This is a genomic window from Variovorax sp. V35, from assembly GCF_041154465.1.
Classification (GTDB): Bacteria; Pseudomonadota; Gammaproteobacteria; order Burkholderiales; family Burkholderiaceae_C; genus Variovorax; species Variovorax boronicumulans.
Genome location: NZ_AP028666.1, coordinates 1,351,840 through 1,365,674 on the forward strand (window position 1 = coordinate 1,351,840; position 13,835 = coordinate 1,365,674).

12 protein-coding genes are annotated in these 13,835 nt (G+C 65.5%); 8 read left to right on the top strand and 4 right to left on the bottom strand.

The window, feature by feature from the left end; genetic code table 11:
- Positions 1-35 precede the first annotated feature (35 nt).
- From ACAM42_RS06155 to ACAM42_RS06170, 4 genes are all read right to left on the bottom strand, one after another.
- Positions 36-1,187, bottom strand: coding sequence for an IS5 family transposase (locus ACAM42_RS06155; protein WP_369631401.1), 1,152 nt, complete (start codon positions 1,185-1,187; stop codon positions 36-38).
- Positions 1,188-1,781: 594 nt separating this feature from the next.
- Positions 1,782-2,282 carry a hypothetical protein gene (locus ACAM42_RS06160; protein WP_369631408.1) on the bottom strand — a complete coding sequence of 167 codons (501 nt, stop codon included), beginning with the start codon at positions 2,280-2,282 and terminating at the stop codon, positions 1,782-1,784.
- A gap of 315 nt (positions 2,283-2,597) precedes the next feature.
- Complete coding sequence (locus ACAM42_RS06165) at positions 2,598-3,740, bottom strand: sigma-54 interaction domain-containing protein (RefSeq protein WP_369631409.1); 1,143 nt, start codon at positions 3,738-3,740, stop codon at positions 2,598-2,600.
- Positions 3,737-4,864: an acyl-CoA dehydrogenase family protein gene (locus tag ACAM42_RS06170; protein ID WP_369632728.1), complete on the bottom strand. Its 1,128-nt coding sequence runs from the start codon at positions 4,862-4,864 to the stop codon at positions 3,737-3,739. Before ACAM42_RS06170 ends, ACAM42_RS06165 begins: the two co-directional genes overlap by 4 nt.
- A 308-nt stretch (positions 4,865-5,172) precedes the next feature.
- Between ACAM42_RS06170 and ssuD the strand changes: the two genes are divergently transcribed.
- The 8 genes from ssuD to ACAM42_RS06210 all read left to right on the top strand — a co-directional run bounded on the left by ssuD (position 5,173) and on the right by ACAM42_RS06210 (position 13,817).
- On the top strand, positions 5,173-6,336 hold the full coding sequence (ssuD, locus tag ACAM42_RS06175; protein ID WP_369631410.1) for an FMNH2-dependent alkanesulfonate monooxygenase: 1,164 nt from the start codon (positions 5,173-5,175) through the stop codon (positions 6,334-6,336).
- Entirely contained in the window at positions 6,333-7,523 is a 1,191-nt protein-coding gene (locus tag ACAM42_RS06180) for an acyl-CoA dehydrogenase family protein (RefSeq protein WP_369631411.1), read from the top strand. Before ssuD ends, ACAM42_RS06180 begins: the two co-directional genes overlap by 4 nt.
- A 339-nt stretch (positions 7,524-7,862) precedes the next feature.
- Positions 7,863-8,456 (top strand): FMN reductase, encoded by a 594-nt coding sequence (gene msuE / locus ACAM42_RS06185; RefSeq protein WP_369631412.1) that lies wholly within the window; start codon positions 7,863-7,865, stop codon positions 8,454-8,456.
- A gap of 35 nt (positions 8,457-8,491) precedes the next feature.
- Positions 8,492-9,628, top strand: coding sequence for a dimethylsulfone monooxygenase SfnG (sfnG, locus tag ACAM42_RS06190; protein WP_369631413.1), 1,137 nt, complete (start codon positions 8,492-8,494; stop codon positions 9,626-9,628).
- Positions 9,629-9,636: 8 nt separating this feature from the next.
- On the top strand, positions 9,637-10,530 hold the full coding sequence (locus tag ACAM42_RS06195; protein ID WP_369631414.1) for an ABC transporter ATP-binding protein: 894 nt from the start codon (positions 9,637-9,639) through the stop codon (positions 10,528-10,530).
- Positions 10,530-11,426 (top strand): branched-chain amino acid ABC transporter permease, encoded by an 897-nt coding sequence (locus ACAM42_RS06200; protein WP_369631415.1) that lies wholly within the window; start codon positions 10,530-10,532, stop codon positions 11,424-11,426. The genes ACAM42_RS06195 and ACAM42_RS06200 overlap by 1 nt, the downstream gene beginning before the upstream one ends.
- A gap of 3 nt (positions 11,427-11,429) precedes the next feature.
- Positions 11,430-12,434: a branched-chain amino acid ABC transporter permease gene (locus ACAM42_RS06205; protein WP_369631416.1), complete on the top strand. Its 1,005-nt coding sequence runs from the start codon at positions 11,430-11,432 to the stop codon at positions 12,432-12,434.
- Between the two features lie 60 nt (positions 12,435-12,494).
- Complete coding sequence (locus ACAM42_RS06210; protein ID WP_369631417.1) at positions 12,495-13,817, top strand: ABC transporter substrate-binding protein; 1,323 nt, start codon at positions 12,495-12,497, stop codon at positions 13,815-13,817.
- Positions 13,818-13,835: the final 18 nt, after the last annotated feature.

The following is a 13,835-nucleotide window of genomic DNA, read 5'->3' on the forward strand; positions in this document are numbered from 1 at the left end:
CGCTTCGCTTAGCGCCTTAGAGGGTGTAGACGAAATCAACTGAAGTTGGCGAGTCTGCTGAGAAGGATACGCGCCTCGGCAAGCCAGACCCATGCGGTGGAGATAGAGGTATTGCGGTCGTGGTGCATGACCATGCGGCGCCAGCGTTCGTTCCAGGCGTGAGTGCGTTCAACCACCCATCGCTTGGGCAATACGACGAAGCCAGCCACCGGCTGCGGCCAGAGGGACTGTTGCGGATCGTGCAGCCTCCCGGTCGAGCGATTGCCTGGCCTGCGCACGACTTCGACACGGATGCCGTGGACGTGCTCGATGGCCTGCGCACATTTGCCACCGTAAGCACCGTCCGTGTAGAGCCGCTCGATGGTAGACGCCTTCGCGCAGGCCTGCCCTACCATCTGTGCGGCACCATCGCGGTCTTGCACGTTGGCCGCAGTCACCGTGACGGCCAACAACAATCCGAGTGTGTCCACCACCAAGTGGCGCTTGCGGCCCTTGACCTTCTTGCCCGCATCGAAGCCACTGTCACCGCCCTGCGGCGAGGAGCGTGTTGACTGGGCATCGATGATTGCCGCGGTCGGCTCCGCATTGCGCCCCATGCGCACACGCCACTGCTGGCGCAGCCGGTCTTGCATCCGCTCGAAGGCATCGGCCTGGACCCAACGCACGAAGGCCTTGTAAACCGCCTGCCATGGTGCAAAGCTCACGGGCAGCAGGCGCCAGGCGCAGCCTGTGCGCAGGACATAACAACAGGCATCCACAAGGTGCCGGCGCTCGTAGCGCGGCGGCGCGCCTCGCTCCCCCTGCGGGCGTTCGAAGAGATCGGCGATCAGTGCCCATTCAGCATCGGTCAGGTCGGTGCTGTAGTGCGGACCTGCTTCACGTCGATGGGCTCCGGTGTAGCCGTAGCGTTTCAGTGCCGACGCTTTAGGCGGCGGCCCTTCGAGGGCTTTGCGCTTTGGCATCAAGCGCACGATGCCTTGAGCGCGCAAGGCCCTGCGGATCGTTGCCGCGCACACGCGCACGGCACCTCGATGCTCAAGCTCCGACGCCAATTCGTCCAACGTCGCATGCGGCATCTGCGAGACGATGGTCAGTAGCAAAGCGACCTGCTCGGGAAGCAGTGCTGGTGGCCTCCCTCCACGGTCCACTGCCTTCGATTCATCGCCCAATTGCCTTTGCCTTGCCATCGCAAACTCCTGTTGGATGGCAACATGGCATGCAAGCTTCAGGCCAGTTGATTTCGTCTACACCCTCTAAGCCGCTTGTGATGACACAGGGCGCACCCGAGAGCCTTTGATTGCTGCTCTTTGGGATGGCGGCGAAGAATTCGTTCCTTCTGGTCGAGCTCTCGCCACCAAGGCAGAGCGCGCTAGCGTGAGTCGGCAGGAGGCGCTGGTGATGGCGTGTAGCCGAACAGCGCGCCCCATCGGCACGATCATTTTCGCCCGAGCGGCGAATATGTCGCCCACAGCGCTGAGCATTGGCAAGAGCTCGGAGTACCGTATATCGATGACATTGGCTGTCAATGTCGGCCTGATCAGCGCCACGCGGTTGTCCTTAGTGTTGGGGCCGACTGTCTACGAATTCGTGAAGGACGCAAAGCTGTGCTTCACCGCCCATCGTCATAGCGGTGCGCCGGTAGGCGCACGGTGGTTTCCTCGCTGAGCATTACGGTAGACGGCATCCACGTATCAGGATGAAAGTTCAACATCTCGTCGATTCACTCGAGAGCCCGAGCGGGGCGCGATGCCCAAAGGCCATGTCTCTGTGCATTCATGCGATCAATCTATGCGAGATCGCGTCAAGACCACATGAAAACCCGGTCCGACGTCAGCATTCATCTGGAGGATAGGTTTAGGGCTGGACGGAACTGTAAATCGTGTTACCGCTGTTCGCTGCGCCGATGGAGAAATTGCAGAGCACTTTTCCAAGTGGCCGTTTTCCGGAAGATGTTGCTCATCAAAGTCCAGTATCTGTACGTCGACCTGGATTGCGCCGTTGTTCCGGGCCGCATTCAGGCGAACGCCCAGTTCGCGATCAACCACCTTCATGCTTCGGGGCTGGTCTGCATTGCAGGCTACTTCAACCTGACCGACTGTGAGGATTCTTGCCGAGGCTGCGCTCGAATTTTCGAGCGCAAGTAGGACTGGTCCTGAAAGGATTTTTCCGCCTTTGTGAACAGTGACTTCAATCAAGTCAATTGAGGTGGGTTGGGCTAGAGATGCCAGGCTAACGAGACTGAATGTCAAGAAGGAGGCTGCTTTGAAGGTGAGTGTTTTCATTGCTCAAGTTGTTGGTGAGGTGACATCGAGATCATGCCGAGTTTGCACTTCTTTGGCCGCGTCCCATTCCGTGGTGTAGGTCCACAGCCCGGAGAAGGCTGAGGGACGCGGCAATCAGCGAGCCACAGCGGGCAGGCGAGTGGGTGGGCATCACTGAGGTTCTGCAGACCCTCAAGCTACATGTGGCGAAGGTTGTGCGAGCATTCGTCGTTCTGGTTGAGCATCATGGCGTCGATCAGGCGCGTGATCGAGGCGCTATTGGGCCCATCTCCAGCAGCGGCTCGCTGGCGAGCTCTGCAACATCAGTCGGTGCGCCTACTTTAGTGCCGAAATCTCCCGGCTCTTGATGAGGCGCGAGCGCAGCACGTTGCGGCTGATGCCCAGCAGCTTGGCCGCCTGCACCTGGTTGCGGTGGCAGAACTCGAAGGCGGTGCGCATCACGGCCTCCTCGATTTGCTCGAACAACTGTTCATTCGGCTCGTTGAAGAGGTCGCGCAGCACGGTTTCTAGCGCCTGTTGCGGCGTGGCGCTGCCTCGGGGCTCGGGGTCCGGCGAACGGCGCTGGATGTTCAGCGACGACAGGTGCAGGTGCTCGGCGCTCATCACGCTGTGCTGGCAGATCAGCAACGCGTGGTGGATGACGTTCTCCAATTCTCGGATGTTGCCGGGCCAGGCATGCTCGGAGAGCTTGTGTTCGGCGCTCGCATCGAGGCGCACGGCGCCATAGCCCAGCCGCTGGCGGTACTCCTCAATGAAATGCCGCGCCAGCGGAAGAATGTCGCCGGGCCGCTCGCGCAGCGTGGGCAGCGCCAGGTGCACCACGTGCAGCCGGTAGAACAGGTCTTCGCGGAAGTGGCCGGCGGCCACTGCGTCCTGCAGTCGCACGTTGGTCGCGGCCACCACACGCACGTCGATCGGCACGCTCTTGCGCGAGCCCAGGCGCACCACCTCGCGCTCCTGCAGCACGCGCAGCAGCTTCACCTGGATCGACAGCGGAAGGTCGCCGATCTCGTCGAGGAACAGCGTGCCGCCGTTGGCCGCCTCGAACCAGCCTGTCTTGGCCGAGAACGCGCCGGTGAAGGCGCCTTTCTCGTGGCCGAAGAGCTCGCTCTCGACCAGGCTCTCGGAGAAGGCACCGCAGTTCACGGCCACGAAAGGCTTGCCGCTGCGGCGGCTCAGGTCGTGCACATGCCGCGCGATCAGCTCCTTGCCGGTGCCGGTCTCTCCGATGATGAGCACGTTGGCGTCGCTGGGCGCCACCATGCGGATGCGCTCGAGCAGCGCGGCCGAGCGTGGGTCCTGGAACACTTGGGCGGTGGCGCGGATTGAGGTGGTGAGCTTGCGCGGGTTGGGCAGCGTGAGGAGCGTGGGCGGGGGGGGCGCATCCCAGTCTTCGTCCGATCCGGGGGCAGCATTGGCCGGCGGCAGCACAGCGAGAGGGCGGGTGTAGGCGGTCATGAGTAGAAGGTCGGTACGGGGTAGTTCTGCTTGAGGGCCCATTCGCCGAGCTCGCGCAGCTTGTAGGCCACCGGGTCGTGCAAGGTCTGGGTGCGCAGGTTGCGCCAGTGGCGGTCCAGCCGCAGGCCGCCGTGCGTCGCGCGCGCGCCGGCCACATCGAACATGCGCGTACAGATGTCCAGACCCGTGTTCGTGGCCGCGACCTTGGCGGTGGCCACGGCCACGGCGACGTCGCCGCGCTCGCGCTCGGTGAGCGCCGGGCCGCGCCGCCATGCCGCGTCGAGCCGGTCGGCCGCGCGGTCGGCCAGCACCCGCACGCTCTCCAGGCCGACCCAGAAGTCGCCGTAGTGGCCCAACACGTAGGGGTCGTCGTGCATCTGCGCCACTTGGGCCGCATGCCAGGGGCGCGACTCGTGCAGCGTGTAGTACCGCGCGTCGTCGAAGGCCGCCTCTGCAATGCCCAGGTAGATGTTGGCCAGCACGAGCTGCGATACCAGGGGGCGCAAGCACGCGAACGGGGTCGAGAGCGGCCCCGGGTCGGCCAGCACCTCGTGCTGCTCCACGCGCACCTTCTCGAAGGTCACGCTGCCGCTGTCGGTCTGGCGCTGGCCGATGTTGTTCCAGTCGGGCGCCACGAAGATCCCCGAGCGGGCCGTGGGCACCGCCGCGACGATGAAGGCGCCGCTGCCCGCTTCGCGCGCCGAGGCGATGAGCATCTCGGAGTCGAGCGCGCCCGAGCAGAAGCTCTTCTGCCCGGTGAACTCGCGCCAGCCTTCGTGCGCGCTGGCCACCGTGCGGTCGTCCAGCGGGTTCAGAGCATTGCCCCAGAACCAGCGGCGGCGCGCGGTCTGCTCGAACCACGGCTGCCATTGCGCGGGCCGCGCGAACAGCCGCACGGTGGCCAGCATCAAGTGATGGAAGCCGAACACGTGGGCGATCGAGCTGTCGGCCTGCGCGAGCAGGCGCACGACGTCGAGTGTCTCGCGCCAGTCGGCGCCGCCGCCGCCGAACTCGTGCGGAATGCTCAGGGCCAGCAGGCCGCTGTCGCGCAGCGCGTCGCGCTCGGTCTTCGGCGTGCCGCCGCGCTCGTCGCGTTCGACCGCGGTCGCGGCGAAGCCTTTCATGAGTTCGCGTGCGATGTCGCGGTGCGATTCGGAAACCGGAATGGAAAGAACGGAACTCACGCAGCCCTCGGTGGTGTGCAGGCAGCACAGTTGCTGCGTCAGCAGCATGTTCGTGGCGAAGGCGTGCCCGACCAACGATGCGATCCGTCTATCGATCCTCGTTTTGCTTCCATGGCAGCAATGCGCTGAGGCCGATGTGTCGCGCGCAGCAGATGTGGTGCTTGGCTGCTGCTGGAGCAGCAGAAATCGCGCGTTTCGGTATGTTCCCGCAGGCAGGGCGACTGGCACGCTAACTGCTGAACTGATGCATGCAACTTTTCTGGTTCCTCCCCACGCACGGCGACAGCCGCTACCTCGGCACCTCGCGCGGCGCGCGCACCGTGAGCCATCGCTACCTGCGACAAGTGGCGCAGGCCGCCGACGAGCTGGGCTACGAAGGCGTGCTGATTCCCACGGGACGTTCCTGCGAAGACTCGTGGGTGGTCGCCTCGTCGCTCGCGGCGCAGACCGAGCGCCTCAAGTTCCTGGTGGCGATCCGTCCCGGCATCATTTCACCGACGGTCTCGGCGCGGCAGGCCGCGACGCTCGATCGTTTTTCCGATGGCCGGCTGCTCATCAACGTGGTGACTGGCGGCGACCCAGACGAGCAGCACGGCGATGGCAGCTTCCTCACGCATGCCGAGCGCTACGAAGTCACCGACGAGTTCCTGCGCATCTGGCGCGGCGTGGCGGCGGGCGAAACGGTCAACTTCTCGGGCAAGCACCTGCGCGTGGAAAACGCGAAGACGCTCTATCCACCGGTGCAGAAGCCGTATCCGCCGCTGTGGTTCGGCGGCTCGTCGGATGCCGCCATTGCGCTCGCGGGCGAGCAGGTCGACGTGTACCTCACCTGGGGCGAGCCGCCGGCGGACGTGGCCGACAAGATCGCGAAGGCCCGCGCTGCGGCAGCGAAGCATGGCCGCACGCTGCGCTTCGGCATCCGGCTGCATGTGATCGTGCGCGAGACCAGCGAAGCCGCATGGCGCGCCGCCGACGAGCTCATCTCCTATGTGACCGACGACACCATCGCGGCCGCGCAGAAGGCCTTCTCGCGCTTCGACTCGGTGGGCCAGCAGCGCATGGCGGCGTTGCACGGCGGGCGGCGCGACAAGCTGGAGGTGTCGCCCAACCTGTGGGCCGGCGTGGGGCTGGTGCGCGGCGGTGCGGGCACGGCGCTCGTGGGCAGCCCCGAAGAGGTGGCGGCGCGCATCCAGGAGTACGCCGCGCTCGGCGTGGAGACCTTCATCTTCTCGGGCTACCCGCACCTCGAAGAAGCGTACCGCGTGGCCGAGCTGCTGTTCCCGCTGCTGCCGCTCGACCATGTGCGCCCGGCGGGGCAGGCCAACATCACGGGCCCCTTCGGCGAAGTGATCGCCAACGACATCGTGCCGTCGTCGTCGAATGAAGCCGTGCGCGAGAAGGCCGCCGCATGAAGCACTTCTCTGCAGAGGCTGGCGACGAAGTCGTGCCGTGGCACGCGACCGCGGAGCGCATCACGCAGACATTGGCACAGACCGCCGTCGAGCGTGACCAGCGCGGCGGCACGCCCAAGGCCGAGCGCGACCTGCTGCGGGCCAGCGGCCTGCTCATGCTCAGCGTTCCGACCGAACTCGGCGGTCTCGGCGCAAGCTGGCAGCAGACGCTCGACGTGGTGCGCGGCTTTGCGCGCGTCGACAGTTCGGTGGCGCACCTGTTCGCCTTTCATCACCTGCTGCTCGCGACCACGCAGCTCTTCGCGCAACGCGCGCAGTGGCAGCCGTGGATCGAGCAGACCCGCGCGCACCGATGGTTCTGGGGCAATGCGCTGAACCCGCTCGAAAAGTCCACGCGCGCGCAGGCGGTCGATGGCGGCTATGTGTTCTCGGGCCGCAAGAGCTTCTGCTCCGGCGCGAGCGACTCCGACATGCTGCTCGCCTCGGCGTTCGATGCAAACGACCGCCTGCTGATCGGCGTCGTGCCCACACAGCGCGCAGGCATTGCGGTGCAGGGCGACTGGGACAATATGGGCCAGCGCCAGACCGATAGCGGCAGCGTGTTGTTCGACAACGTTCGCGTCGACGCGAACGAACTGCTGCTCGACCCCGGCCCGCTCTCGACGCCGTTCGCCTGCCTGCGCCCGCTGCTGGCGCAGCTGATCCTGGCGAACATCTACCTCGGGCTGGGCGAAGGCGCGCTCGAAGAGGCGAAGTCTTTCACGCTGCAGCAAGGCCGTCCCTGGCTGTTCTCGACAGCCTCGTCCGCGAACGAAGATCCCTACGTGCTCACGCACTACGGCGACTTCTGGCTCGCGCTGCAGGGCGCTCGCCTGCTGCTCGACCAGGCGGCTGCGGCCTTCGACCAGGCCTGGCTGCGTGGCACTTCGCTCGACGAGCGCGAGCGCGGCCAGGTGGCTGTGGCGGTCGGTGCTGCCAAGGTCGCGAGCACACGCGCGAGCCTAGAGGTGGCGCACCGCATGTTCGAAGTGACGGGCGCGCGCGCCACTACCGCGGCGCTGCGCCTCGACCGCTACTGGCGCAACCTGCGCGTTCACACGTTGCACGATCCGGTGGATTACAAGCTGCGCGAGCTCGGCGACTGGGCGCTCAATGCCCGCGTGCCGCAACCCAGTTTCTATTCCTGAACTTTGGCGTCCGATGCAACGGGCCTGCGACCTCGCGTCGCAGGCCCGTTGTGCTTTCAGGCGCCCGCGGCGGCTGCTGCGTGAGAAGCAGGTTTCCCCTCGGGTTGCTGTCCGGCGTTCATTTGGTGTGCGCATACCTATACGCGCCAAACAACTATGGACTGCGCGCTGCTGCCCCGTCAGCAACCCACCCGCAGCCTGCTGCCGATTCAGCATGAGTGCAAGCCACCATTTTTTTCTAACTTGTTGATTCATAAGGGAAAAGAAGGTGGCATGCCATTCGCTTATATCCAGTGCGCTGTGAATTGATCGCAGCTTCCAAACAGAGGTCATATCACCATGAGTCGAAAACTGAAAGTCGTTGCCGTCTCCGGCAGCCTGCAACGTCCCTCGCGCACGCTGGTGCTGGTCGATGAGCTGCTGGCTGCGCTCGGCGATGAAGTCGCCATCGATGCGCGCGTGATCTCGCTCGGCGAGATCGGCCCGCAGTTCGCCGGTGTGCTCTATCGCAACCAGTTGCCCGCTGTGGTCGAAGAAAGCATTGCGGCCATTGAATCGGCTGACCTGTTGCTGGTAGCGAGCCCGGTGTACCGCGGCTCGTACACGGGGCTGTTCAAGCACCTGTTCGATTTCGTTCACCACGAAGCGCTGACCGACAAGCCCGTGCTGCTTGCGGCCACCGGCGGCAGCGACCGGCATGCGCTGGTCATCGACCACCAGCTGCGCCCGCTCTTCAGCTTCTTCCAGGCGCGCACGCTGCCCATCGGCGTCTACGCGGTCGAGAAGGATTTCGAGGGCTACGAGATCGCCAACCCGGCGCTGTGCGAGCGCATCGCGCTGGCCGTCGCGCGTGCCGTGCCGCAACTGCGTGACGCCTCCCCGGCCTCCACGCCTGCACCCGCCCGTCGCAGGGCCGTGGCGCTGCCCGCCTGAAGCCCCTTCGACCTTTACAGAGAAAGAGCCTTGCCATGAGCCAAACGCCTTCCACCCCCGCCCCCGTCAAGTTCGCCTATTGGGTGCCCAACGTCAGCGGCGGCCTCGTGGTCAGCACCATCGAGCAGCGCACCGACTGGAGCCTTGAATACAACCAGCGCCTGGCGCTCGCGGCCGAGACGGCCGGCTTCGAATATGCGCTGAGCCAGATCCGCTTCACCGCGGGCTACGGCGCGGAGTACCAGCACGAGTCGGTGTCGTTCAGCCAGGCGCTGCTGCATGCGACCACCAAGCTCAAGGTGCTGGCCGCGATCCTGCCCGGCCCGTGGAGCCCGGCCGTGGTGGCCAAGCAGATCGCCACCATCGACCACATCTCTAACGGCCGTATCGCCATCAACGTGGTGAGCGGCTGGTTCAAGGGCGAATTCCAGGCCATCGGCGAGCCATGGCTGGAGCACGACGAGCGCTACCGCCGTTCCAACGAATTCATCCGCGCGCTCAAGGGTATCTGGACGCAGGACAACTTCACCTTCAAGGGCGACTTCTATCGCTTCAGCGAATACACGCTGAGCCCGAAGCCGGTGCAAAAGCCGCACCCCGAAATCTTCCAGGGCGGCAGCTCGCGTGCCGCGCGCGACAACGCGGCCAGCGTGTCGGACTGGTACTTCACCAATGGCAACACGCCCGAAGGCCTGAAGGAGCAGATCGACGACATCCAGGCCAAGGCCGCACAGAACGGCCACACGGTGCGCATCGGCGTGAACGCCTTCGTCATCGCCCGCGACACCGAGGAAGAAGCCAAGGCCGTGCTGGCCGATATCATCAAGCACGCCCACGTCGAGGCGGTGCATGCCTTCGGCGACGCGGTCAAGCAGGCAGGCAAGGCCTCGCCCGAGGGCGAGGGCAACTGGGCCAAGTCCACCTTCGAAGACCTCGTGCAATACAACGACGGCTTTCGCACCAACCTAATCGGAACGCCGCAGCAGATTGCCGAGCGCATCGTGGCGCTCAAGGCCATCGGGGTCGACCTGATCCTGACCGGCTTCCTGCACTTCATCGAAGAGGTGGAGTATTTCGGCGAGAAGGTGTTGCCGCTGGTGCGTAAGCTCGAAGCGGAGCTGGCCGCTCGCGGAGAAAAGCCGAGCAAGGCAGCGCTGGAAGCCGTGGCGTGAACCTGGTGATGCCTGATCTTTTCTTCGAGGCGGGGCCGGTCTCGCTCGGTGTCGATCCGGTGGCTTTCGTGCCGGCGGGCCGCACGGCGCCGGCTGGGGAAGATACCGCGACCTCGGCCGTGCTGCGGCTGGAGGGCATCGACCTGTCCTTCGGCGGCGTCACCGCGCTGTCGGGCGTGGACCTCGCGATCGCCAAGGGAGAGATCCGCGCCGTCATCGGGCCCAATGGTGCCGGCAAGAGCTCGCTGGTCAATGTCATCAGCGGGCTGTACCGGCCCGACCGCGGGCGCGTGTGGATCGGTGGGCGCAGCTTCGGCCATATGCCGACGGCGCGGCTGGCCCGGCTGGGCATCGCGCGCACCTTCCAGAACCTTGCGCTCTTCAAGGGCTTGAGCGTGCGCGACAACATCGTGCTCGGCCGCGTCGATGCGGCGCGCTCCACCTTCATCGAACAGCTTATCGGCCTCGGCCGCGCGCGCCGCGAACGCGAAGATGCACGCGCGCGGGCCGACGCGATCGTCGGCTTCCTCGGACTGGGCGCCGTGGGCGAGCGGCTGGCCGGCACGCTGGCCTATGGACTGCAAAAGCGCGTCGAGCTGGCGCGTGCACTGGTCGCTGCGCCGCAACTGCTGCTGCTGGACGAGCCGATGGCCGGCATGACCGTCACTGAGAAAAGCGAGATGGCGCATTTCGTGCGCGGCGCGCGCGACGAGTTCGGCACCACCATCCTCCTGATCGAGCACGACATCGGCGTGGTGCTGGGCCTGTCGGACCGCGTGGCCGTGCTCGACTACGGCCGCAAGATCGCCGACGGCACCCCGGCCGAAGTGCGCAGCGATCCGGCGGTGATCGACGCCTACCTGGGCGTGGCCCACGACGACGACCAAGCGGAGCAGGGCTGATGGATGCCTCCGATCTCAGCTTCTTCGCCGAGGTGCTCATCGGCGGCCTGCTCTCGGGTGTGATGTATTCGCTCGTGGCCATCGGCTTCGTGTTGATCTACAAGACCTCGGGCGTACTCAATTTCGCGCAGGGTGCGCAGCTGCTGTTCGCCGCGCTCACCTTCGTGAGCCTGGTGGAGCGCAACGTGCCTTTTGCGCTCGCCTTGCTGCTGACCTTCGCGCTCATGGTGCTGCTGGGCCTGGTCATTGAGCGCACCGTGTTGCGGCCGCTGGTGAACCAGCCGCCGATCACGCTGTTCATGGCGACGCTGGGCCTCTCATACGTGATCGAGGGCGTGGCGCAGCTGGTGTGGGGCACGCAGGTGCACGCGCTGGAACTGGGTATTGCGGACGAGCCGCTGCAGTTCCTCGGCATCATGGTCTCGACCTTCGACCTGTTCGCAGCCGCAACGGCCGGCGTGATGGTCGCGTTGCTCTCAGCTTTCTTCCGCTACACCCGCGTGGGCCTGGCGTTTCGCGCGGTGGCGGACGACACCTATGCGGCCATTGCAGTGGGCCTGCGCCTGCCGCGCATCTGGGCCACGGTGTGGGCCGCGGCCGGTGTCATCGCGCTGGTGGCCGGCCTGCTCTGGGGCGCGCGGCTGGGCGTGCAGTTCTCGCTGTCGCTGGTGGTGCTGAAGGCGCTACCGGTGCTGGTGCTCGGCGGCTTCGATTCGATCCTGGGCGCGATCGTCGGCGGACTGGTGATCGGCGCGCTCGAGAAGCTGGCCGAGGTGTACATCGGGCCTTTCGTGGGCGGTGGCATCGAGAGCTGGTTCGCGTACGTGGCCGCGCTGGCCTTCCTGCTGAGCCGTCCGAGCGGGTTGTTCGGGCAGAAGCTGGTCGAGCGTGCCTGAGCCATGCGTACCGTTTCCGTGCCTCCATGGACCTTGCCGCTGGTCGTTCTGGTCATCGCTTTCGGCGTCTTGCCGTTCGTCGCGTCCGGCTATGTGTTCGACGCGTTGCTGATTCCGTTCCTCGCGCTGTCGCTCGCGGCGGTGGGGCTCAACCTGCTGACCGGCTACGCGGGCCAGCTGTCGCTGGGTACCGCGGCCTTCATGGCGGTCGGCGCCTTTGCGGCCTACAACTTCAACCTGCGCGTGGAAGGGCTTCCGCTGTTCGTGAGCATCGGCCTCGCGGGGCTGGCCGCCACGGCCGTCGGTCTGGTGTTCGGCCTTCCGAGCCTGCGGCTGCGCGGCTTCTACCTCGCGGTGTCGACACTGGCCGCGCAGTTCTTCGTGCAATGGGCGCTGACCAAGTTCAGCTGGTTCAGCAACGACAACGCCTCTGGCGTGATCGATGCGCCCGCGCTCGAAGTGGCCGGCATCGTGTTCGACACGCCGGTGGGGCGCTACATTTTCGCGCTGGTCGTGGTGACGGTGCTTACCTTGCTGGCATGGCGCCTGGTGCGAACGCAGACGGGCCACCACTTCATTGCCGTGCGCGACAACGAGCTGGCGGCGCGCGTCATCGGCGTGCCGGTGCTGCGCACCAAGCTGCTGGCGTTTGCGGTGTCGTCGTTCATCGTCGGCGTGGCGGGCGTGCTGTGGGGCTTCGTGTACCTGCGCACCGTGGAGCCGGCGGGCTTCAACCTCGACCGCTCGTTCCAGATTCTCTTCATCGTGATCATCGGCGGGCTGGCGACGATCCGCGGGGCCTTCTTCGGCGCGGCGCTGATCGTGGTGTTTCCACTGCTGCTCTCGCGCGTGGGCAGCTTCCTGTTCGGCGGCTGGTTCGATTCGGGCGTGCTCGACATGAGCCAGCGCATCGTGCTGGGCGCGCTGATCATTTTCTTTCTCGCCGCGGAGCCGCAGGGGCTGGTCGCCCTGTGGGACCGCGCACGCAAGCGGCTCGCGCCTGCCTGAGCGCACACCACTTCTGATTCCATTTCCTTCTTCCTTCGCATCCTAAGAGCCTTCATCACCATGTCCTTCCTCAAGCACCTGAAAACCGCGGCCCTGGCCGCCACCCTGTCTGTGGTCGGCCTGCAGTTCGCGCATGCCGACGGTAACGAGCAGTTCTTCCCGCTGCAGAGCTATCGCGTCGGCCCCTACGCGGCCGGCGGCACGGGCTTCTTTGGCGGCTTCATCGACTACCTGAACCTGGTCAACACGCGCGACGGCGGCGTGGGTGGCGTCAAGCTGACCTGGGAAGAGGGCGAGACGCAATATGAAGTGGAGCGCGGCGTGGAGGTGTACGAGCGCCTGAAGCAACGCCCCGGCATCGCGACCTGGAACCCGCTGTCGGTCGGCATCGCCTATGCGCTCATCGACCGCGTGACGGCCGACAAGGTGCCGCTGCTCACCATCAACCACGGCCGCACCGACACCACCGACGGGCGCGTGTTCAAGTACATCTTTCCGCTGCTGCTCAACCCGTACAGCGAAACCTCGGGCATCGTGAACTACATCGCGGGCAAGGAGGGCGGCGCCGACAAGCTCAAGGGCAAGAAGATCGTGGTGCTGTACCACGGCTCGCCCTACGGCAAGGAGACCATCCCGATCTATGAGTTGCTGGCCAAGAAGTACGGCTTCACGCTGCAGCAGATCGAGGTGCCGCACCCGGGCAACGAACAGCAGTCGCAGTGGCTCACCATCCGCCGCGTGAAGCCCGACTACGTGGTGCTGCGCGGTTGGGGCGTGATGAACCCGGTGGCGCTCAAGACGGCGCAGAAGACGGGCTTTCCGGTCGACCACATCGTGGGCAACGTCTGGTCCAACTCCGAGGAAGACGTGATCCCCGCGGGTGATGCGGCCAAGGGCTACGTGGCCATCACCACGGTGGCGGCCGGCGCGCAGTATCCGGTGCTGCAGGACATCACCAAGGTCGTCTACGGTGCGGGCAAGGGCAACCTGCAGGACACCAAGCGCATCGGCAGCGTCTATCACAACCTCGGCGTGCTCAACGGCATCCTGAACGTGGAGGCCATCCGCATCGCGCAGGCGAAGTTCGGCAAGCGCACGCTCACCGGCGACGAAATCCGCTGGGGCCTGGAAAACCTGAAGATCGACGAGGCACGCGCCGCAGCGCTCGGTGCCAAGGGCCTGTTCCATTCGATCAACGTGACCTGGGACAACCACGAAGGCGATGGCCGCGTGGCCTTCCAGCAATGGGACGGCAGCAAGTGGAACGTGGTGTCCGACTGGATCGCGCCCGACTGGAAGCTGCTGCGGCCGATCATCGAGAAGTCTTCGCTGGCCTATGCCAAGGAAAAGAACGTCAAGGTGCGCAAGAGCATCGACGACTGAACCCAACGCACGTCCTCA